The sequence below is a fragment of the Arthrobacter globiformis NBRC 12137 genome (genome assembly GCF_000238915.1).
GTDB classification, from domain to species: Bacteria; Actinomycetota; Actinomycetes; order Actinomycetales; family Micrococcaceae; genus Arthrobacter; species Arthrobacter globiformis.
Map to the genome: position 1 here is coordinate 135,706 of NZ_BAEG01000073.1, position 19,926 is coordinate 155,631.

Below are 19,926 nucleotides of genomic sequence, written 5' to 3' on the forward strand. Positions count from 1 at the left end.
TCCGGTCCTCCGCGAGGTCCTAGTCCTCCGCAAGATCCGTGGCCAGGCGGATGTGGTTGTCCGCCAGCCACACAGGGTTGAAGGCCTTGCTCTGGTAGTTGCTGCCCGTGTCCGGGGCGATCGCCACCACCACTGACCCGTGCGGCGCCGCCCTGGCCACCCGGAGCGCTGCGGCCACCGTCAGGCCCGACGACGGCCCGAGGGACAGTCCTTCGTCGTTGAGCAGCCGGTGCAGCGTGGTGTACACCTCGTCATTCGGAATCCGCAGGAACCGGTCCAGCAGACCGCGATCGAAGACCTTCGGCCAGTCGGGCTTGGGCCAGGAGTTGCCCACACCGTCCACCAGGATCGGGCCGGGATGCCCGCCGCTGTAGACCGAACCGTACGGGTCCGCGCCGATTACCTCCACATGCCCGCCGGACTTCTCCTTGAGGTACCGCCCGTTCCCGCTGATGGTGCCGCCGGTGCCCACGCCGGCGACGAAGTGCGTCACCCTGCCCGCCGTCTGCTCCCAGATTTCCGGCGCCGTCCCCTCATAGTGCGCCCGCGGGTTGGCCGGGTTGTCGAACTGCAGCGGACGCCACGCGCCGGGAATTTCGGCCGTGATCCGGGCCGCGACCGCCCGCGCGTTGTCCGGCGAATCCGACGGCGCGCTCCAGTCGGTGAACACCACCCGCGCCCCGTACCGGTTGAGGGCCTCCAGCTTCTCCGACGAAATGGAATCACCCGTGACCACCACCACCGGATGGCCGGTCAGCGCCCCGATCAGCGCGAGCCCGATTCCGGTGTTCCCGGAGGTGCTTTCCACGATGGTCCCGCCGGGCTGCAGCTCGCCGCTGCGCTCAGCCGCCCGGACCATGCTCAACGCGGTCCGGTCCTTGATGGAACCGCCGGGGTTCTCCGATTCGAGCTTGACGAAGACAGTGCTCCCCAGCCCGCGGCTCAGCACGTCCAGCGGCACCAGCGGAGTGTTCCCCACCCGTGCCAGCACCGCACCGGCGTCCATCCCCGGATCCAGTACCTGCCCCACATGCCTTGCCTGGCGGCCGCTTCCTGTCACGGTGGTCATGATTCTCCTCCCCCATCATCCGGATATAAGTCGTTCGGGTCACGGTCGTTCGGCCCGCCCACGTCCGGTCTCCGTAATTCGGGCAGTTCTGCCAACAGCTCCTCCAGCGCAGCACGGGTGCTGTCAACCAGCACCGCCGCCGGCAGCTGCCCGGCCAACAGCTCCGACAGCCGCGCCACGACGGCGCCGGTGCCTGCTCCAAGCTGCCGGATCTCCGCTTCCCGCAGATCCGTGCCCTGCGCCTCCGCCAACAGGTAGGAGGCCGTCAACGCCTCAATGGTCAGGAGCTTGGCCGCAGCCTCCACCGAGCGCTCCAGCTGCTGGAGGGCCAGCGGGGCCAGGGTGGAATGGTCCTCCACGTCCGCGGACAGGGTGGGGGCACCGAGGGTGGCAGGCGCCGCCAGGAACTTCAGCTCTGCCAGCAGGCCGGCAGCCGAGTACCAGAGCAGTCCCGGCAGGTCTTCGGACGCGAGTGGAGTGCCGGCCCGGGCCGCCTCGAGGTTGAGCTGCCGGATCAGGCGCTGCGGCGGATAGAGCTTGGCGACCCGCCGCTCGCTGCTGATTCCGACATGCGCCAGTCCCAGTCGCAGGGCCTCGAACGCCAGGGCGAGCTGCATGGGCTGGAAGTTTCCGCCGGACACCATCCGGCCGGAGGCGACATCCGTCAGTGGGTTGTCGCCCCTGCCGTTGAGCTCCACCTCGAGCGCGTCGGCCAGGGCCGTGACCTGCGCCCGGAACGCACCGTGCGTTTGCGGCGCGGCGCGGAAGGACAGCGCGTCCTGGACCGATACCTGCCGCCGCGGGTCCTCCAGCCAGCCGCCTCGAACCAGCCGCCGGACGTTGGCCGCCGAGATGCGCTGGCCGTCCACTGCCTTGGCCGACTGCACGGCCGGCGAGAACGGGCTGAGGTTCCCGCCGCCGTCGTACCTGGCAGTGGCCTCGAGGGACAGCGCCAGCGCGGTGTCCGCCAGATCGGCGAGCCGCCGGATCCGGCGGAGCTCCAGCGCGCCGGCGCCGATCGAATAGGAGTTGGCGCTGACCAGCGCCAGGGCCTCGCCCGGCGCCAGCACCAGCGGTTCCAGCCCGGCGGCGGTGAGCGCTTCCGCACCGTCCTGCAGGCCGCCGTCGGGAGCAAGCGCCTGTCCCTCACCGATGGCGACGGCGGCAACCGCCGCCAACTGGGTGAGGTCCGACGAGCCGACGGACCCGTCGCGCGGGACGGCGGGCACCACGCCCCTGTTGAGCAGCCCGGCATAGAAGCGGGCAGTCTCCGGACGCACCCCCGAGCCGCCCCTGGTGAACCCGATGAGCCGTGCCAGGATGAGGGCGCGGACTTCCTCCCGGTCCAGCAGCGCGCCGACGCCGCTGTGGTGGTAGCGCACCACCTGCAGCTGGAAGTCGAGGATGGACTCCTGCTCCACGGCAGTGTCCCGGCCGGAACCCAGCAGGGTGTTCAGGCCGTAGACGCGGTGGCCGGAGTCGATGGCGGCCTGCACCACCTCGCGGGACAGGCCCACAAGCTCGAGGGCTTCGGCACTGAGGACCACCTCCACCGCGGGATCGGCGGCTGCCGCGGCCATGTCGTCGGCACGGATGTGGGCTGTGCCGATCAGGAACGTGCCGTGCCGGACGCCCGGCAACGGTCCGTCGTATCCCCCGGCTCCTGCCCTTGCACCAGCCCCTGCCATGGCGCTAGAAGTCCAGCAGGTTCCGGCGGAAGCCGCCGTCGCCGTAGCTCGTCCGCAGCAGTCCCCGCCTCTGCAGCACCGGCGCCAGCCTGTCCAGCACGCCATGAATGGTGGCCGGATCCACGAAGCCGGAGAAGAGGAAGCCGTCGCCGCCCACCGCAGCCCCGGTTTCCTCGAGGTAGTCGGCGATTTCCTCTGCGGTGCCGATGATGCTGTCGCCCGCGCCGCCGCTGCGTGCCTGCAGGATCTGCCGCAGGGTGGAACCCGGCGGTGCGGCCTTGGAGAAATGCTCCAGCGTGCCCTGGTTGCTGTTGGTGCTGAGCTCGGGGAGGGGCGCGTCGAGGTCGAACTGCTTGAAGTCGATGACGGACAGGTAGGAGATCGAGTTGAGCTGGCTGTCGATGTCCCGCTGCGTGAGTTCCCGGCGGGCAGCCCGCAGCTCCTCCGCCTCGGCCTTGGAACCGGTCACTGTGGGCTTCAGGACGAACAGCACCTTGACGTCGTCGGGGTTCCGGCCGGCCCCGGCGGCCTCGGCGCGGATGGAGTCCCGGTAGGCCTTCATGCCGTCCACGCCGCGGGCCAGGGCAATGGCAACATCCGCGTTCGCGCCGGCGAAGGCCTTGCCCCGCGGGGATGCCCCGGCCTGCACCAGCACCGGTTCCTCCGGCAGCGGGGCCGTGTTCAGAGGTCCCCGGACCTTGAAGAACTCCCCGTCGTGGTGGATCGGCCGGACCTTGGTGTGGTCGGCGAAGATGCCTGCCCGGGCGTCCTCCAGGATGGCGTCGGGTTCCCAGCTGCGCCAGAGCTTGCGCACGACGTCCACGAACTCTTCGGCCTTCTCGTAGCGGAGGTCGTGCTCGATCTGCTGGTCCAGCCCATAGTTCTGCGCGGCAAGGTCGCTGCCGGAGGTCACCACGTTCCAGCCCAGCTGCCCGTTGGAGAAGTGCTGCAGCGTGGCCAGCAGCCGGGCCGCGGTGAACGGCGGATAGAAGGAGGCGCTGATGGTGGGCACGATGCCGAGGTGCTCCGTGGTGGAGAGCAGATACGGCACCAGGGCCAGAGGATCGTGCTTGGGCGCAAAGGATGCCTGCGCCAGCGAAACCTCCGCGCTGCCGCCGTAGGTGTCGGGGACGGTGAGCGAGTCCTCGATGATGAACAGGTCCAGCCCGGCCCGCTCGAACTCCCGGACCGCGTGCTGGTAGGGGGCGGGCTTCTTCCAGTCATAGCCGATGCCGTAGCCGGGCGTCCCCCAGCCCTGAACCCCGAAGCCGTGGCCCACAAACCATCCAAAGTGCAGCATGGGAGTCACTGTATTCGCGGTCGAATCATTCACTGTGGCCTGGTTTCATCCGGCGTTACGGCGGTTCATCTCCCGTCATTATCCTCCCGGCCACCGGCTTTGTAACCGCAGCGCGGGGACTGCCGTCCCCACCCGATCCCTTCCCTCGCAAGCTCGGCCAGGGAACCCGGCGGGCGTGGGCCCACCGCGTTGCTTTTGATGCGTTACGGAACATGACGACGGCGGCGGTGCGCACCGCCGTCGTCAGTGTTACGTTTTTGGGGAGTAATGAGTACCGGCATGAAGCCCTGACTGGCCGGTCGGCAACCCTCCTTCCACGGCGGGGTGCCTCAGGTGAATACTCGGCATATCGACCACTTCGAGCTGCAAGCGTGAGAAAAGGAGATCCGTCGTGTCAGACGCCCCCGCCGTTGCAACGCTGCCGTCCCAGCAGGATAAACCTGAGGAAAAGCTGTCCTACCGCCTGATCACGGGCCCGGACGACCGTGCGTTCTGTGAGCGCATCTCGGCTGCCCTGGCCGAGGGATACGTGCTGCACGGCAGCCCGGCCGCCACCTTCAACGGCACCAGCGTGATTGTGGCGCAGGCCCTTGTCCTGCCCGCCGCTATCGCCACCGCAGATGCCGCCGTCGCAACCGCCGTGGACCGGCTGGACTCCGACGACGACCTCAGCGCGGAAGCCTACGAGGGCCACGCATGAGCTACGCCGGAGACCTCACCCCGCAGGACGCGTGGGCCAAGCTCGAGGAGGGCGCCGTCCTGGTGGATGTGCGCACCGAGGGCGAATGGGCGCACATCGGCATTCCGGACACCAAGGCCACGGAGAATGATCCTCTGTTCATCCAGTGGACGTTTCCCGGCGGCATTCCCAACCCCGACTTCGTCGAGCAGCTGAAGCAGCAGGCGCCTGAGGACAACCGCGTGGAGCTGGTGTTCCTGTGCCGCTCCGGCCAGCGCTCCATCGCCGCAGCCATCGCCGCCACACAGGCCGGTTTCACGGCCTACAACGTCCTCGAAGGCTTCGAGGGCGAACCCGACCGCTATGGTGAGCGCACCGTGAACGGCTGGAAGAACCGCGGCCTGCCGACGAACCTGGGAAAGAACTAAATTGACCTTTAATCACGACGCCGCCGGCTGGAGCCCCGATACCCAGGCCGTCCGCGGCGGTCTTGACCGCACCAATTTCCAAGAGACCACCGAGCCCGTCTTCCTGAATTCGGGGTTTGTCTACGAGTCCGCCGCCGCCGCCGAACGGGCCTTCACCGGCGAGGACGAACGCTTCGTGTACTCGCGCTACGGCAACCCGTCCGTGGCCACCTTCCAGGAACGTCTCCGGCTGCTGGAAGGCACAGAGGCGTGCTTTGCGACGGCGTCCGGCATGTCCGCTGTGTTCACCGCCCTGGGCGCCCTGCTCGGGGCCGGGGACCGCGTGGTCGCCAGCCGTTCCCTGTTTGGCTCCTGCTTCGTGATCCTCAACGAGATCCTCCCGCGCTGGGGCGTGGAGACCGTCTTCGTGGACGGTCCGGACCTCGAGCAGTGGCGTGCTGCCCTCTCGGTGCCCACCACTGCCGTCTTCTTCGAATCCCCGTCCAATCCCATGCAGGAAATCGTGGACATCGCCGCGGTCAGCGAACTCGCCCACGCCGCCGGCGCCAAGGTGGTGGCGGACAACGTCTTCGCCACGCCGCTCCTGCAGCGCTGCGGAGACCTCGGCGCGGACGTGATCGTCTACTCCGGCACCAAGCACATCGACGGCCAGGGCCGGGTGATGGGCGGCGCCATCCTGGGCACCAAGGAATTCATCGACGGTCCGGTCAAGCAGCTCATGCGGCACACCGGCCCGGCGCTCTCCGCGTTCAACGCCTGGGTGCTCACCAAGGGCCTGGAGACCATGGCGCTCCGCGTAAACCACTCCTCCGCCACGGCGCTGCGCCTGGCCGAATGGCTGGAGGCGCAGCCCGCCGTCAACTGGGTGAAGTACCCGCTGCTCAAGTCGCACCCGCAGTTCGAGCTGGCGGCCAAGCAGATGAAGGCAGGCGGCACCGTCCTCACGCTGGAGCTTGCGACGACGGCAGGCCAGTCGGGCAAGGAAGCCGCCTTCGCGCTTTTGGACGCCCTGAAGATCATCGACATCTCCAACAACCTTGGCGACGCCAAGTCGCTGATCACCCATCCCGCCACCACGACGCACCGGGCCATGGGGCCGGAAGGACGCGCCGCGATCGGACTGAGCGATGGAGTGGTGCGGCTGTCCGTGGGCCTGGAAGACGCCGATGATCTCGTCGCGGACCTGGAGCAGGCACTCAAGCAGATCTGACCCGCCAGGGTCCGGGCTTGCCGGATTCCGCCCTTCGGGATCCGGCTGTTTCTTACTTCCGATGGCGGGCCGTGAACGTGCGTTGCGCGGCACGTCCCTTCGTTTCGGGCGTCCTTGAGAACGGGGCTGCGGCACGGTTTAGTGGGTGGACAGGCAGGGTTTACCCAGGGTTTACACGGATGGTCTTGTGAGGTTCCGTGCGCACTGGGCAGACTCTAATAACACCGATGAACCGATCAAACCCCTGTCGGTTCAGCACCCCACCCAAGGAAAGACGCAGCGATGCGTTCGGGGCCGCGGCCGCGAAGACGCTGCGGCAGCCTCCCTGACCGGAAGGACCGCCATGGCCGGAGTTTTTGAAGTTTTTGTTGATGCAGAGTCCCAGTTCCGGTTCCGGCTGAAGTCTCCCGATGGGACTGTGCTGGCGATCTCCGCGCCGTTCGAGGACAAGCGCGCGGCCGCGGCCGGGATCGCGGACGTGCGCGAATGCGCCGGGACGGGGCTCATCACGGACCTTTCCCCGGCGGCAGCACAGGTGACGGCCAACGCCGCGGAGCAGGGGTGCACTGTACCGCAGGTGCCTGCCCAGTCGCCGCTGTCGGCACGGGCCGAGCACCGCAGGCAGGGTTTCGGCAAGAAGCGCACGCCGTCCGATGCCACCGGAACGCCCTTGCGCCGGCAGGCGGCAGCGCCGGCCCGATGGACCGGGGCTGCCTGACCGGCCGGCGATGTCTGCCGTCACCTTCACCGAGCCAAACCCTCCGCGGAAGCCCGCGGACTCCTCGCGGATCTGGTCCGCAATATCCACGGGCAACGTAATGAAGTGCCAGCCGGATTTGCCCGGATACAACCACATTGGGGCCCTGAACTGGTAAGACTCGCTCACGGAGCGAGTATCGCACGCCGTAACAGGCCGCGGAACGGTTTTACTTAGGTAAGGCTTAACTAATATCCTCTTCCGGTGACCACGCAGCTTGATTTCGCGCGGGTGCCCTTCGCCGCCGATCTCGCGGGCCACGGGGACAGGCCCGCCATTCTTACCGACAGTTTCACCCTCAGCTACCGGGAACTCGCCGACAGGGTTGATGCACTCGCGCTCCGGCTAGGCACGCAGCGCCGCCTGGTGGCACTGGCGGCGGCGAACGACGTCGACTCCCTGGTGGCCTACCTCGCTGCCCTGGTTGGCGGCCACCCGCTGATCCTGCTTCCGGAGGACAAGCCGGCGGCGCTTGAGTCCCTGGTGGCCGCGTACGACCCCGACGTCGTGCTGCGTTCCGCCAACGGACAGACGCTGCTCGAGGAGCGCAGGGCGGGCACCCGGCACGAACTCCATCCGGATCTGGCGCTTCTGCTCAGCACCTCCGGCTCCACCGGGTCGCCGAAGCTGGTGCGCCTGTCCGCCTCCAACCTGCAGGCCAATGCCGAGTCGATTGCCGAGTACCTGAACATCGGCCCGGCAGACCGCGCCGCAACCACCCTGCCGATGTCCTACTGCTACGGGCTGTCCGTGATCAACAGCCACCTGCTCCGGGGTGCGGGCCTGGTGCTGACCGACCTGTCCGTTGTTGATCCGTGCTTCTGGGAGCTTTTCCGCACCGGCGGGGCAACGTCGTTTGCCGCGGTGCCCTACACCTTCGAACTGCTGGAACGCGTGGGCTTTGCCGGGATGGACCTGCCTGGCCTGCGGTATGTCACCCAGGCCGGCGGCCGGCTCGCCCCCGAACGCGTGCAGGGCTACGCCGAACTCGGCCGCCGAAAGGGCTGGGAACTGTTCGTCATGTACGGCCAGACAGAGGCCACCGCCCGGATGGCCTACCTTCCGCCCGGGCTGGCCGTCGAGCACCCCGGTGCCATCGGCATCCCGGTGCCGGGCGGCGCCTTCCGCATCGAGCCCGTGCCCGGCCTCGAGCACGGCGAACTCGTCTACACCGGGCCCAATGTCATGCTCGGCTATGCGGAGACGCCGGAGGATCTCGGCGCCGGCCGCACGGTCCACGAACTCCGCACCGGGGATCTGGCCAGGCAGCACCCGTCCGGCGTCTACGAAGTGGTGGGGCGGCGCAGCCGGTTCGTCAAGATCGTGGGGCTCCGGGTTGACCTCGGCCAGGTGGAGCGCATCCTGGCCGACCTCGGCATTGAAGCGGCGAGCGCGGGCACGGACCAGGGCCTCGTCGTCGCGGTCGAGGGCAGCCACGACACCCAGCTGCTGGCCAAGGTCCTCGCGCAGGGCATCGGGCTGCCCCGTGCGGCCCTGCAGCTGCACGCCGTCGAGCATCTCCCCCGCCTGGGCACCGGCAAAGTGGACTACCAGGCGGTCCTGGCGCTGTCAGAACCTGCGCTTTCGGAACCTGCGCCCTCAAAACCCGGTCCGTACCCCGCTGCCGGCCCCGACGACGTGCGGCGGGTCTTCCGCGACACGCTGGAGCGCGCGGACATCGGCGACGGCGACACATTCGTTTCGCTCGGCGGTGATTCGCTGTCCTACGTGGCGACGTCCGTCCGCCTGGAGCAGCTGCTGGGTCACCTTCCGCCCGACTGGCATGTGACGCCGGTCCGCGACCTGGAGCAGCACGCGGGGAAAAAGCAAGCCAGGAAGATGCGTCGGTTCTTTGCCCCGCTCGAAACCAGCATCGTGCTCAGGGCCGTGGCCATCGTGCTCATCGTCAGCACGCACGTGGGGCTGATGAAATGGCCGGGAATGGCGCACGTCCTCATGGCGGTGGCCGGGTACAACTTCGCCCGGTTCCAGCTCAGCGGGGACCGGCTTCCGCGGTTCAGGCGCCAACTCACCAGCCTGGCTCGGGTGGCGGTGCCCAGCATGGCCTTCATCGGGGTCGCCTACCTGATCACGGACCGGTACACCCTGGCCAACGTCCTGCTCCTGAACTCCGTGGTCGGTCCTGAAGCTGTGACTACGCAGTGGCATTTCTGGTTCATCGAGGTGCTGGTCTACATCCTCCTGGGCATGTCGGCCCTGCTGGCGATCCCTTGGGTGCACCGGGCGGAGCGGCGGTTCCCGCTGCTCTTGCCGCTTGCCGTCACCGGCCTCGCACTGCTCTCGCGCTATGACATCGTTGATCCCGGCATCCCCCACCCGTCGCCAACACTGTGGCTGTTTGCCCTGGGGTGGGCCATTGCCCGGACCCGGACGTGGGTGCAGCGGTGCGCGGTATCGGTCCTCGCGATGCTCACGGTTCCCGGATGCTTCTTCGGGGACACCCACCGCGAGCTGACGCTTGTTGCCGGAATCCTGCTGCTCACGTGGCTGCCCACCATTCCCGTGCCCAAGGGGCTGCAGCGGCTGGCGGTCCTGCTGGCCAGCGCTTCCCTCTACGCGTACCTCGTGCACTGGCTGGTCTACCCGCTGCTGGATGCAACCAGCCCGGCATTGGCTGTGGCAGCGTCCCTGGCGGCCGGTGTGGCCTACTGGGCGCTGTGTACGCGTGTCATGGGGGCGCTGAGCCGGAGTGGCTGGGCCAACCTCCGCCTCCGGTTCAGGCGGTCCAAGGCGCACACCTCCTGAACCAGACGACCTGGGCTTAGACGGCCTGGAGGTCGCGGGATGCCACGGCGGAGACAAGCATGGAGCCCGCAGCCGTGACGGGGTCAATGACGGGAATTCCCAGCCTGCGCCGCAGGACGTCCGCCATGCCGATGCTCGTCAGTCCGGTAGTCGCCTCGAGGATGACATCCGCTCCGGCGTCCACCAGCATGTGGGCGGCGGCGAGCGCGTCGAAAATGCCAGTTGGCATGAGGAAGCCGTCCGGCGTTTCCACACTCTCGGGGCCATCGATCAGGAGCATACGCTCGCCGAGGGCATCGGAAATGGGCCCCGGCACGGAGTGCTTGAGGCCCAGGACACCCACCCGGCCGCCGAAGGCGAAGGCGGCCGCAGCCGCTGCGGAGCCGGCACCGATCACGGGGATGTCCAGCAGGGCACGTGCCTCCGGCAGACCGGGATCGGCGGCGCAGCTGATGACCAGCGCATCGACGTCCGGAGCCAACTCCAGCGCGAGTTCCACCACCTTGGGTACGGCGCGCTGCAGCGAGTCAGCGTCGTGGACGCCGGAGGGCTGGTCCTGGATGCAGCGCGTTGTGACATCGAAGCCGAAGGTCTCGCGGAGCAGCCTTCCGTGTGAGTTGAGCAGGCGCCGGTCGGTGGTGGTCAAAGCCCTGATGATTCCTACGCGCATGGTGCGTTCCTTCCCCCGTGCGGTTCTTGTGATGCCACACTAGCCAGCCGAGGTTTCACGCGGTTTGCCGGAAAATGACCATCGGAAACATGCCCGCCTCACCAGCGCACCACCCGGGGCGCGAACGCACACTTAAGCCCCGCCGGCCGCGGCCACCCCCGCGCGAACTGGCAGGTGATGCCTTCAAACGCGCGCTGTGAAGGCGTCCGCTGCCAGTTCGCGCGCCAGGGATGAGGCTTAAGTGTTCGTTCGGGCTGCGGGAACGGGTCAGAGCTGCCGGACGCGCAGTAGTTCCGGGGCGACGTCGGTATTCGGGCCGACGTACCCCTCGGCTCCCTTGTGGGTGGCCCGCACGGCGTGTGCGACGACGGCACCCAGCCCGCCGTCGTCGGGATCTGCTTTGTCCAGCACCACCTGCCGGACGCCGCGCTGCTCTGCGGCGCCAGTACCGCGCGCGAGGATCTCCTCGATGCCCCGCCGGGCCAGGTCCAGCTCGCCGTTCTCGGCAAGCACCGGCTCCAGGAAGTCGACCAGCGAGCGCACCACATCCTCGGCGGGCACCGGCCGGAAGCTGCCGAAGTCGAGCAGTTCACCGCGCAGGCCGAAGTTGCTGGCCTGCCAGGCGGCCATCCGCAGCAGCACGGTCGGCACGGGCGTGGGCTCCACACCTTCACGCCATTCCCGGCATGCCGATTCCACGAGCGCCCGGACCAGGACGGCGATCAGCGCGGCGTCCTCGGCGCGGAGACAGACGTCCGCCACCCGCACTTCCACGGTGGGATGGTTCCGGGAGAGCCGTGCGTCGAAGTAGATCATGCCCTCGTCCAGCACCACGCCGCTGTCCAGCAGCCGGGTCACCACACGGCGGTAGGAGGACAGACTGCCGTAAATGGCAGACGGGCCCGACGACGGCCAGCGGTTCCATGCCTGCGTCCGGTAGCTCTCGAACCCGGTTTGCACGCCGTTCCAGAACGGCGAGTTGGCGCTGAGCGCGATCAGGACCGCCAGTTTGTCCCGGATTCTGTCCAGCACGGCCACGCCTTCGTCCGGGGATTCGATGAAGGTGTGGACGTGGAAGCCGCAGGTCAGCTGTTCCTGGGCGGTCAGGCCGAAACGTTCCAGCATCCTGGCGTAGCGCGGATCCGGCGTCGTGTGGCTGGAGAGGGCCAGCGGTGACGTGGCCAAGGCGGCAATCCGCGCCCCGTGCGCCTGTGCGGCGCCGTCCGCCAATGCCCTGCCGGCACGGATCTGTCGCAGCAGTTCGGCATGGTCCAGGCACGGCCGCGTCTGGGTCTCGATCTGTTCAAGCTTGAGTTCGGCGCTCAAGCCCATTTCGTCGTCGCACTGGGTTTCGGCCTTTTTCTTCACCAGCCGGGGCTTGCCCGGGGCGTCATCGGCGGCGAGTTTGCGGCCCGCCAGCAGGGCATCGGCGAGCGCCAGCGGTTCCCCGCTGTCCGGATCAACGATCAGGAGCTCTTCCTCCACGCCAAAAGTCCGCATGCCTACATTGTGCGCCAGCACCGCGAAAACGTCCCCGACATGACGAAGCGCGAACGGGCACTTGTGGCCCCTGGCCGGCCAGTCAATGGGGCTTAAGTGCTCGTTCGCGCATCGTTGATGGGCTTAAGTGTCCGTTCGCGCGAGAAGCGGGGTCAGTCCTGGAAGTACTCGATCTTGGCGCCGATGGTGTTGAGCCGCTCGGCGAGGTCCTCGTAACCGCGCTCAATAACGTAGATGTTGCGCAGCTCGGACACGCCGCGGGCCGCGAGCATGGCCAGCAGCAGGCAGGCAGCCGGACGCAGCGCGGGCGGGCAGCCCACCTCCGCGGCACGCCACCGGGTAGGGCCGTTGACGTAGATCCGGTGCGGGTCCAGCAGCTGCACCCGCGCGCCCAGCTTGTTCAGCTCCGTCAGGTAGATCGCGCGGTTCTCGTAGACCCAGTCGTGGATCATGGTCTGGCCCTCGGCGTTGCCGGCGATCACCGCGAAGAACGGCAGGTTGTCGATGTTCAGCCCGGGGAACGGCATCGGGTGGATCTTGTCCTCGGGCGCACGCAGTTCGGAGGGTTTGGTGGTCACGTCCACCAGCCGGGTGCGCCCGTTGCGGGCCATGTACTCGCCGGAGACCTCCAGCTGCTGGCCCATCTGCTCCAGCGTGGCCAGCTCGATTTCCATGAATTCGATGGGAACACGGCGGATGGTCACCTCGGAGTTGGTGACGACGCCGGCGGTGATCAGGCTCATCGCCTCAATGGGGTCTTCCGAGGGGAAGTACTCGATGTCGACGTCGATGGTCGGCTTGCCGGTGATCTTCAGCGTGGTGGTCCCGACGCCGTCGATCTCCACTCCCAGCCGCTGCAGGTAGAAGCAGAGGTCCTGGACCATGTAGTTGGGGCTGGCGTTGCGGATGACCGTGGTGCCGCAGCGGTGGGCAGCCGCCATGATGGCGTTTTCAGTCACGGTGTCACCGCGTTCGGTCAGCACGAAGGAGCGGTCGAGATCGTCGGTCGGGGGTGCCTGCACGGAGTAGAAGCCCGAGCTGGCCTCCACGGAGAGACCGAACTGGCGGAGTGCCTGCATGTGCGGCTCCACGGTGCGGATGCCCAGATCGCAGCCGCCGGCGTAGGGCAGCCGGTATTCATCCGCCTCATCAAGCAGCGGGCCCAGGAGCATGATGACGCTGCGGGTCCGGCGCGCGGCCTCGACGTCCATGGACGCCAGGTCAAGGTCCGCGGGGCGGCGCAGGCGGAGGTCGTTGTCGTTGAGCCAGGTGCATTCGACGCCGATGCTGCTCAGGACCTCGACGATGCGGTTAACTTCCTCGATGCGGGCCAGCCGGCGCAGCGTCGTGGTGCCGCGGTTGATGAGGCTGGCGCACAGCAGGGCGACCCCGGCGTTCTTGCTGGTGTTGACGTCAACGGAGCCCGAAAGCGTCCGACCGCCTTCCACGCGGAGGTGTGTCATCTGTGGTTTGCCGAGCTGGACGATGCTGCGGCCGAAGATCGTCTCCAGGCGCTGGATCATTTTCAGGCTCAGGTTCTGCTTGCCCTGTTCCATGCGCGCCACGGCGCTCTGGCTGGTGCCAAGTTCCGCGGCCAGCTGGCCCTGGGTCCACCCCTTCTGGCCGCGGGCGTCGCGGAGCAGCAGGCCAACGTGTTCAGCGGTCTGTTGAGTCATGGACAAAAATATATCAGGTATGAGTTATTTAGTCGCCATAGATGGGGATATCTCCCGGGGAGGGTCGTTGATATACCCGTTACATGCATAAACTTACGGTAACGGTCCGGAGGGGTGTGACAGAATCCGTGGAGGCGCCCCACGGCCTCGTCAAGCGTCCTGCGCCCGCCTTGACCTCGGCGCGTATCCGGGAGCAAGCTAGCGGTACCTGCTGCGGCCATAAGGGAACGGGAGGCCGCCGTGTCCATTTTCAGCTCCGCTGTGCTGACCAGGAGGCGCCCGGCCGGGCGCCGGGCTTCAGCGCTGCTGTCGTTCATGATCGCCACCGCCGTGGGTTTTGTTCCGGGACCGCGGCTCGACGACGGCGCGCCGCCGGCCCCCGAATCGACCGTCACCGAGGCCTCGCCCCGGGCTTCCGCCGCTCCCACGGGCGACGCGCAGGCGCAACCGCCCGCGTCCCGGCCATCCCCGCAGCCGGCACGGTCCGCTTCCGCCCTGCCTGGCGACGAAGCCCCTGGCGACGCCGAAACAGGCAACGAAACCCTGCTGGGCAACGACGTCTCCTGGCCGCAGTGCAGCGGCGACCTGCCTGAGGGCCCTGCGTTCGCGATTGTCGGGGTCAACAACGGTCTGGCGAACACTACCAACCCGTGCCTCCACCAGCAGCTTGACTGGGCGGATGACTCGGCCGGCGGGACCGGCCAGCCGCGGTTGGCGCTCTACGTGAACACGGCCAACCCGGGGCTGCGCGGCTCCTGGTGGCCGACGAACAACGAGTACGGCGGCGAAGTCGTGGCCAACCCGTACGGCACCTGCCAGGGGCAGGACGACGCGGCATGTGCCTACATGTACGGGTACGCCAAGGCCTTCGACGACGCCTACCTCCGCACCATTTCCGAGCCCGGGACGTACCTCTGGTGGCTGGACGTGGAGACGGGCAACAGCTGGTCAGGCGACAGGAACGCGAACCGGGCGGACCTCGAAGGCATGGCCGACTTTTTCCACAGCATCGGCGCCAGGGTGGGCATCTACTCCTCTGCCCGGCAGTGGGGGCAGATCGTGGGCGAAGTGGGATCGGCCAGCAGCCTCTACTCCCTGCCAAGCTGGCTAGCCGGGGCGCGCACCGCCGGCGGGGCCGCCAGCATGTGTTCTGCGGCGCCCCTCACCGCCGGTGGCAGGGTGGTCCTCACCCAGTTCGTGGCCGACGGCTTCGACCACGACCACTCCTGCATCTGAGGCCGGCCGGGAACATTAGATCCGGAACATTGGACCCGCGCACATTAGACTCGGCGCCATGAATCACACCTGCAGTGTCCGCCAGGCCGCACCCGAAGACGCTGAGGCCCTGGCTCGGCTCCACCTGGAATGCTGGCGCGAAACGTATGCCCGCCTGCTTTCACCGGGCTTTATGGCCAGGCAGGGCGTGAAAGGGCGGCTGGCCATGTGGCGGCAACTCCTGGCCGGACCGCACGCGGGCCGCCATTACGTAGCGGTCGACGGCGGGACGCTGGTGGGGTTTGCCGGTTCATTTCCGCCCGAGGACGGGGTGCGGGAGCAGACCGAACTCTGGGGCATCTATCTCCTCGCCTCCCACCATGGCAGGGGCCTGGGCCAGGAACTGCTCGATGCCGCGATCGGGAAGGAAACGGCCGCGCTGTGGGTGGCCGAGGACAACCCGCGCGCCCAGGCCTTCTACCGGCGCAACGGCTTCGTCTTCACCGGGGCCAGGGACACGATCGAGGAATGGGAAGGGCTGCCCGAGGTCCGGATGGCGCGGCCTGCGGGCTAGGAGCCCTCAAGCCACACCATGTTCCACGTACCGGCCCACAGCGCGGCGGCCACCGCACCGACGGCAATCAGCACTCCGCCGAGCACCACCCAGACGTCCAGCACACTGAAGGTGGACACGCGCGCCCAGGTCCGGCTGGCCCCGCCGAATCCGCGGGCCTCCATGGTCACGGCAAGCCGGGTGGCGCGTCGGATGGCCTGGACCAGGAGACCGAAGCTCTGCCCGAGGGTGGCCCGCATCCGCTGCCACGGGTTGCCGCGCGATCCGACGCCGCGGGCGCGCCGGGCCATGCCGATGGTCTGCCATTCCTCGGCCATCAGCCCGACCAGCCGCATCGCGGCCAGGGTCCCCAACACAAAACGATGCGGAAGCCGCGCCTTCTGGGCGAGGGCGTCCGCCAGGTCCGTGGGATCGGTGCAGCTCATCAGCAGCACCGCAGGCAGGGCGATGGCCAGGCCCCGCAGCAGAAAACCCAGCCCCAGCTGAAGGGAACCGTCGCTCATGGACCAAAGTCCGACGTCGAGCAGTATCCTTCCGCTGTCCGGCGCCAGGATGGAGGTGCTCCAGCCGCCCACAGCGGCAGCCAGGATCAGCGGCCACCCGCGCTGCCACAGCAGCGAAAACGTCAACCCGGCCAGCGGAAAGACCAGCAGCTCGCACGCGAGCGCCACCGAGGCGGACATCCAGTCGATGGACAGCGCCAGCACCAGGGTGATCAGGAAGACCGCGGCGAATTTGGCCAGTGGATTGGCGCGTGTCAGCACTGCCCGGTTTCCGGTGAGTGTCAGTGCTTCCCTCATGTCGCAGCCTGTTCTGACGTTGGTTCGGCTTCTGAAGTGGGCACAATGAGCCCGGGCTCCACTGGTCTCGGCTCGGGCCGTCCGCCGGAGCCCAGCCGCAGCTCGGTGCCGCCGAGCACATGCGTGAACTCCTCGTCGTGCGTGACGGACACGACCGCCGTGCCGGCGTCGAGCAGCTCAGAAAGGAACGAGGCAAGCTCCGCCCAGGTGTTGGCATCCTGGCCGAAGGTTGGCTCGTCCAGGACCAGCACCTGCGGGTGGGCGGCCAGGACAGTGGCCACGGACAGCCGGCGTTTCTCCCCGCCGGACAGCGTGTACGGGTTGGCGTCCACGAGATGCGTGAGGCGAAGGCGCTCCAGCAGCTCGTCAACGCGGTCCTCGCCGCGGCCCAGATGGCGCGGCCCGAACTGCAGCTCGTCCAGGACGCGGCCGGTGACGAACTGGTGCTCGGGTTCCTGGAACACCGTGCCGATCCGGGCGATCAGCTGCTCGGCCCTCCACTTGAAAGGGTCAATTCCGGCTCCGCCACTCAACTCAACAGTCGCGGAGACCTTGCCGTCCACCGGAGGCAGCAGCCCGGCGAGCGTCAGCGCAAAGGTGGACTTGCCGGCGCCGTTGGGACCCGTGACGGTCAGCGCCTCCCCCGCCCGGACCTGCGCCGTGACGTCCCGCAGTACGGGCTCGGGCGGTACGGAGCGGAAGCCGCGGCGCCGGGGCCGTTCCCGCGACACCGCGAGCTTTTCGGCGGCGAGCAGCAGCTGGCCGCCGTCAATGCCAGGGACAGCCAGGCGGCGCCGGGTTTCGGGGACGTAGCCCGGGACCCAGACGCCGGCGGCGGTAAGCATCCCGCGGGCCTGCTCGAGGACCTCGTCCGGCGTCCCGTCGATCAGCACCGCACCGTTCGCTGCGGACCCCGGCTGCAGGACCACGATGCGGTCCACCAGATCTTTCCAGGCCGCGACCCGGTGCTCCACCACCACCAGGGTGGCCCCGGTCTTGTCGAGGCAGCGGCCCACGGCGTCCCGGACCTCCAGGACGCCGGCCGGGTCGAGGTTCGCGGTCGGCTCGTCCAGCAGGATGAGCCCCGGACGCATCGCCAGGATGCCGGCGAGCGCCAGGCGCTGCTTCTGGCCGCCGGACAGGGCCGACGTCGGGTGGTTCAGCGGCAGGTGCGACAGTCCGACGTCGTCCAACGCCTCGTGCACGCGGCGCCAGATCTCGTCGCGGGGCACGGAGAGGTTCTCGGCGCCGAAGGCGACGTCGTCGCCCAGGCGGGAGAGCACCACCTGGGTTTCCGGGTCCTGCTGCATGAGTCCGGCACGGCCCCGTTGCGCGCGCGGCGGCGCACCGTCGATGAGCAGCTCGCCGCTCTCATCCGGGTCGTCGCGGTCCGCTGCCCCGGTGTCAAGGGTCCCGGCGTCCAGGGTCCCGTGCACGGTACTGCTGCCCGCGTCGCTGTCCCCCAGCACGCCGGCCAGGGCGTGGAGCAGCGTGGACTTGCCTGCCCCGGAAGGGCCCAGCAGCAGGACGCGTTCGCCGGGGCGGATGTCCAGGTCCAGGGCGTGGACGGCAGGCTTGGTGCGGCCGGCGTGGCGCCAGCCCCACCCGCGGGCGTGTACCGCGGCGGGGCGGACCGCGCCGTCGTGTTGTCCGGGCATTAGGAGAAGACGGGCTCCGTGGCTGCCTTGCGGGAGGCGAAGGAGCTCAGCACGCCGGTCCTGGCCAGGCCCCGGGTGGCGATCCAGGACAGGGCACCGGCGATGACTGCGCCAGAGATGGCGCAGAACACGATGTACGCGAACTTGTCTCCTGCGGCGTAGGCGATGTTCCAGCCCCACGGTGCGAAGGAGTCGTTGAGGCCGCAGAACAGCCCGGCACCGGCGCCTGCCAGCAGCGATGCGGGGAGGTTGAACTTCCGGTACACCAGGGCGGCGAACACGAGCTCCGCGCCCAGGCCCTGCAGGACGCCGGAGATCAGCACCGTGGTGCCGTACTGCGAGCCCATGAGAAGTTCACCCGTGGCTGCCACCGTTTCGCAGAACAGGGCCGCGCCGGGCTTGCGGATAATGAGCATGCCCAGGACCGCCGGAATCATCCAGCCGCCGGCGTACAGGCCGGTCAGCGGCGGGTAGACGGCGTTGATGGGGGTGGAGATGAGGTTGGCCCCCTGGGACCAGGCCCAGAAGATCACGCCGCCGGCAACGGCGATCAGTGCTGCCACGACGATGTCGGCCACGCGCCAGTTGTAACTGGTTTTCTTGATTGCTGCAGTTGTCATGATGGTCCTCCTGAGGAACAGGAGGGGAAAGCGTTCCCCCGGCTGCCGGTGGCTGGGCCACCTGCTGCCGGGCACTTTGAGAACTCGACTCCCTTACGCCGGTACTAGCCGGATCAGGTTCGAGGGTCTGCGGCGGTCCGCACTCTCAGCGCCCATCCGCGGTTGCGCTGGCAGTTGCCTTTGCATCCCGACGGCGGCGCTCCCCTGTCGTGATAAATCTGCCCTTGTGGGCCGGTCCAGTTTACACCTCGGCGGTCCCGGAATCCCGGGGCCGTTGTCACAATGCCGGAGTTTTCCTGCGCCGTCGGGACAGCTGTCCGGAGTACATTGGGGCCATGACGCTACAGGACTCCGGCAGCACTGCCCTGCCCGCCTTTGACCCCGATGCCTCCGAGGAACAGCCGGCGGGATCCCTGGAAGCCCTGATCGGTCAGATCGAGGGTGAAATCGCCGAACTGCAGTTCCCGAGGTTCAGCAAGGACGATGCACTGGCGCTAGGCCTGGAACTGGTGGAACGCGGCAAGGAGGACAACCTGCCCATTGCCATCGACATCACCAAAGGCGAACAGGTCCTCTTCCACGTTGCGCTCGAGGGAGCCACTCCGGACAACGAGGGCTGGGTGCGGGCCAAGCAGCGGACTGCCGTGCGCTATGAGGAGCCCTCACTGCTGGTGGGCCTGCGCGGCAGGGCCGGCGGGGGACGGATCGAGGACAACGCCTGGTTCGACCAGTCCATTTACGCTGCCCACGGCGGAGCCTTCCCGATCTATGTGCGGGACGTGGGAGCGGTGGCCGTGGTCACGGTGTCCGGGCTGCCGCAGAAGGCGGACCACGACCTTGTGGTGCAGGCGTTGCGGGAAATCCACCGGGCCATGCGGCTAGGCTAGCGCTTCATGCGGATAGGGTAGGAAAAGACCAGTGTTCATCACGCGAGGAGTTCCGCAATGAGTTTCTTCATCAAGCTGCTTGGCACCGGCATCAGCCTGCTGGCAGGGTTCGCCGGCACCAAGGCCGTCGATACCATCTGGGAAAAGGTCACGGGCCGGAAGCCCCCCAAGGGCGACAAGGACGATGTCCCCACCACGCTGCGCACAGCCCTGACGTTCGCCCTCGTCTCCGCTTCCGTGAGCGCAGTGATCCAGGTGCTGGCCAACCGCGGCACCCAGCGGGCCATCACCCGCTTCGCCAAGACGCAGGACATCGTCTAATACCGGGCTTCATCCCGGCCCTTCAGCCCCCCAACATAGGGTGAGTCTGTTTCGGCCGGTTCGGCATTCTGCCGGGTTTCTCCAAGCCCGGCATGCCAATCTGCACAT

18 protein-coding genes, 1 pseudogene and 2 riboswitches are annotated in these 19,926 nt (G+C 68.1%); of the genes and pseudogenes, 9 read left to right on the forward strand and 10 right to left on the reverse strand.

Annotated features, from left to right (window positions below):
• Positions 1–19: 19 nt before the first annotated feature.
• Genes ARGLB_RS13135 through ARGLB_RS13145 form a run of 3 tightly spaced genes read right to left on the reverse strand, consistent with a single transcriptional unit; the run spans position 20 to position 4,057 of the window.
• The gene (locus ARGLB_RS13135) at positions 20–1,069 is read right to left on the reverse strand and encodes a PLP-dependent cysteine synthase family protein (protein ID WP_003803224.1); all 1,050 of its coding nucleotides are present in this window, start codon (positions 1,067–1,069) and stop codon (positions 20–22) included.
• Entirely contained in the window at positions 1,066–2,757 is a 1,692-nt protein-coding gene (locus ARGLB_RS13140; RefSeq protein ID WP_139023338.1) for an aromatic amino acid ammonia-lyase, read from the reverse strand. Before ARGLB_RS13140 ends, ARGLB_RS13135 begins: the two co-directional genes overlap by 4 nt.
• Positions 2,758–2,761: 4 nt before the next feature.
• Positions 2,762–4,057: an NtaA/DmoA family FMN-dependent monooxygenase gene (locus ARGLB_RS13145; protein WP_245531531.1), complete on the reverse strand. Its 1,296-nt coding sequence runs from the start codon at positions 4,055–4,057 to the stop codon at positions 2,762–2,764.
• A gap of 263 nt (positions 4,058–4,320) precedes the next feature.
• A riboswitch (SAM riboswitch) is annotated at positions 4,321–4,435 on the forward strand.
• 13 nt (positions 4,436–4,448) lie between these two features.
• Between ARGLB_RS13145 and ARGLB_RS13150 the strand changes: the two genes are divergently transcribed.
• From ARGLB_RS13150 to ARGLB_RS22460, 4 genes are all read left to right on the forward strand, one after another.
• Entirely contained in the window at positions 4,449–4,757 is a 309-nt protein-coding gene (locus ARGLB_RS13150; protein ID WP_003803230.1) for a DUF1737 domain-containing protein, read from the forward strand.
• On the forward strand, positions 4,754–5,164 hold the full coding sequence (locus tag ARGLB_RS13155; protein ID WP_003803232.1) for a rhodanese-like domain-containing protein: 411 nt from the start codon (positions 4,754–4,756) through the stop codon (positions 5,162–5,164). The genes ARGLB_RS13150 and ARGLB_RS13155 overlap by 4 nt, the downstream gene beginning before the upstream one ends.
• Before the next feature lies 1 nt (position 5,165).
• Positions 5,166–6,374 carry an O-succinylhomoserine sulfhydrylase gene (locus ARGLB_RS13160; RefSeq protein ID WP_003803234.1) on the forward strand — a complete coding sequence of 403 codons (1,209 nt, stop codon included), beginning with the start codon at positions 5,166–5,168 and terminating at the stop codon, positions 6,372–6,374.
• Between the two features lie 343 nt (positions 6,375–6,717).
• Positions 6,718–7,092 carry a YegP family protein gene (locus ARGLB_RS22460; protein WP_050934359.1) on the forward strand — a complete coding sequence of 125 codons (375 nt, stop codon included), beginning with the start codon at positions 6,718–6,720 and terminating at the stop codon, positions 7,090–7,092.
• Positions 7,093–7,107: 15 nt separating this feature from the next.
• Here the strand turns inward: ARGLB_RS22460 and ARGLB_RS24465 are convergent.
• Positions 7,108–7,230: pseudogene (locus ARGLB_RS24465) on the reverse strand (DUF1905 domain-containing protein); the annotation flags it as partial.
• A gap of 105 nt (positions 7,231–7,335) precedes the next feature.
• Between ARGLB_RS24465 and ARGLB_RS13170 the strand changes: the two are divergent.
• Positions 7,336–9,897: an AMP-binding protein gene (locus ARGLB_RS13170; protein ID WP_003803239.1), complete on the forward strand. Its 2,562-nt coding sequence runs from the start codon at positions 7,336–7,338 to the stop codon at positions 9,895–9,897.
• Positions 9,898–9,913: 16 nt separating this feature from the next.
• Here ARGLB_RS13170 and ARGLB_RS13175 read toward each other — a convergent pair whose 3' ends face one another.
• The 3 genes from ARGLB_RS13175 to ARGLB_RS13185 all read right to left on the reverse strand — a co-directional run bounded on the left by ARGLB_RS13175 (position 9,914) and on the right by ARGLB_RS13185 (position 13,743).
• Complete coding sequence (locus ARGLB_RS13175) at positions 9,914–10,567, reverse strand: aspartate/glutamate racemase family protein (protein ID WP_003803241.1); 654 nt, start codon at positions 10,565–10,567, stop codon at positions 9,914–9,916.
• Positions 10,568–10,834: 267 nt separating this feature from the next.
• Positions 10,835–12,067 carry a glutamate--cysteine ligase 2 gene (locus ARGLB_RS13180; protein ID WP_043419079.1) on the reverse strand — a complete coding sequence of 411 codons (1,233 nt, stop codon included), beginning with the start codon at positions 12,065–12,067 and terminating at the stop codon, positions 10,835–10,837.
• A gap of 152 nt (positions 12,068–12,219) precedes the next feature.
• On the reverse strand, positions 12,220–13,743 hold the full coding sequence (locus tag ARGLB_RS13185; RefSeq protein WP_003803245.1) for a type II toxin-antitoxin system RelB family anti-toxin: 1,524 nt from the start codon (positions 13,741–13,743) through the stop codon (positions 12,220–12,222).
• 240 nt (positions 13,744–13,983) lie between these two features.
• On the opposite strand from ARGLB_RS13185, the gene ARGLB_RS13190 reads away from it, so the two are divergent.
• A complete protein-coding gene (locus tag ARGLB_RS13190; RefSeq protein ID WP_003803246.1) occupies positions 13,984–14,979 on the forward strand; it encodes a hypothetical protein in 996 nt (331 codons plus the stop codon).
• Positions 14,980–15,037: 58 nt separating this feature from the next.
• Positions 15,038–15,532, forward strand: coding sequence for a GNAT family N-acetyltransferase (locus ARGLB_RS13195; protein WP_003803247.1), 495 nt, complete (start codon positions 15,038–15,040; stop codon positions 15,530–15,532).
• Here the strand turns inward: ARGLB_RS13195 and ARGLB_RS13200 are convergent.
• From ARGLB_RS13200 to ARGLB_RS13210, 3 genes are read right to left on the reverse strand one after another with little or no spacing between them, the layout of a single operon-like run.
• Positions 15,529–16,332: an energy-coupling factor transporter transmembrane component T family protein gene (locus tag ARGLB_RS13200; protein WP_003803249.1), complete on the reverse strand. Its 804-nt coding sequence runs from the start codon at positions 16,330–16,332 to the stop codon at positions 15,529–15,531. The two genes, ARGLB_RS13195 and ARGLB_RS13200, sit on opposite strands and share 4 nt — an antisense overlap.
• The gene (locus tag ARGLB_RS13205) at positions 16,329–17,990 is read right to left on the reverse strand and encodes an ABC transporter ATP-binding protein (RefSeq protein WP_003803252.1); all 1,662 of its coding nucleotides are present in this window, start codon (positions 17,988–17,990) and stop codon (positions 16,329–16,331) included. The genes ARGLB_RS13200 and ARGLB_RS13205 overlap by 4 nt, the downstream gene beginning before the upstream one ends.
• Entirely contained in the window at positions 17,990–18,610 is a 621-nt protein-coding gene (locus ARGLB_RS13210; protein WP_003803254.1) for an ECF transporter S component, read from the reverse strand. The genes ARGLB_RS13205 and ARGLB_RS13210 overlap by 1 nt, the downstream gene beginning before the upstream one ends.
• A 72-nt stretch (positions 18,611–18,682) precedes the next feature.
• Positions 18,683–18,826: riboswitch (TPP riboswitch) on the reverse strand.
• 119 nt (positions 18,827–18,945) lie between these two features.
• Between ARGLB_RS13210 and ARGLB_RS13215 the strand changes: the two genes are divergently transcribed.
• Positions 18,946–19,497 (forward strand): heme-degrading domain-containing protein, encoded by a 552-nt coding sequence (locus tag ARGLB_RS13215; protein ID WP_003803256.1) that lies wholly within the window; start codon positions 18,946–18,948, stop codon positions 19,495–19,497.
• Positions 19,498–19,554: 57 nt separating this feature from the next.
• Positions 19,555–19,818, forward strand: a complete 264-nt coding sequence (locus ARGLB_RS13220) for a DUF4235 domain-containing protein (protein ID WP_003803257.1) — start codon at positions 19,555–19,557, stop codon at positions 19,816–19,818.
• Positions 19,819–19,926: the final 108 nt, after the last annotated feature.

Coding starts and splice junctions, on each gene's coding strand:
- ARGLB_RS13135 (WP_003803224.1), bottom strand. CDS start 1,069: ATGACCACCGTGACAGGAAGCGGCCGCCAGGCAAGGCATGTGGGGCAG.
- ARGLB_RS13140 (WP_139023338.1), bottom strand. CDS start 2,757: ATGGCAGGGGCTGGTGCAAGGGCAGGAGCCGGGGGATACGACGGACCG.
- ARGLB_RS13145 (WP_245531531.1), bottom strand. CDS start 4,057: ATGCTGCACTTTGGATGGTTTGTGGGCCACGGCTTCGGGGTTCAGGGC.
- ARGLB_RS13155 (WP_003803232.1), top strand. CDS start 4,754: ATGAGCTACGCCGGAGACCTCACCCCGCAGGACGCGTGGGCCAAGCTC.
- ARGLB_RS22460 (WP_050934359.1), top strand. CDS start 6,718: ATGGCCGGAGTTTTTGAAGTTTTTGTTGATGCAGAGTCCCAGTTCCGG.
- ARGLB_RS13175 (WP_003803241.1), bottom strand. CDS start 10,567: ATGCGCGTAGGAATCATCAGGGCTTTGACCACCACCGACCGGCGCCTG.
- ARGLB_RS13180 (WP_043419079.1), bottom strand. CDS start 12,067: ATGCGGACTTTTGGCGTGGAGGAAGAGCTCCTGATCGTTGATCCGGAC.
- ARGLB_RS13185 (WP_003803245.1), bottom strand. CDS start 13,743: ATGACTCAACAGACCGCTGAACACGTTGGCCTGCTGCTCCGCGACGCC.
- ARGLB_RS13195 (WP_003803247.1), top strand. CDS start 15,038: ATGAATCACACCTGCAGTGTCCGCCAGGCCGCACCCGAAGACGCTGAG.
- ARGLB_RS13200 (WP_003803249.1), bottom strand. CDS start 16,332: ATGAGGGAAGCACTGACACTCACCGGAAACCGGGCAGTGCTGACACGC.
- ARGLB_RS13205 (WP_003803252.1), bottom strand. CDS start 17,990: ATGCCCGGACAACACGACGGCGCGGTCCGCCCCGCCGCGGTACACGCC.
- ARGLB_RS13210 (WP_003803254.1), bottom strand. CDS start 18,610: ATGACAACTGCAGCAATCAAGAAAACCAGTTACAACTGGCGCGTGGCC.
- ARGLB_RS13215 (WP_003803256.1), top strand. CDS start 18,946: ATGACGCTACAGGACTCCGGCAGCACTGCCCTGCCCGCCTTTGACCCC.
- ARGLB_RS13220 (WP_003803257.1), top strand. CDS start 19,555: ATGAGTTTCTTCATCAAGCTGCTTGGCACCGGCATCAGCCTGCTGGCA.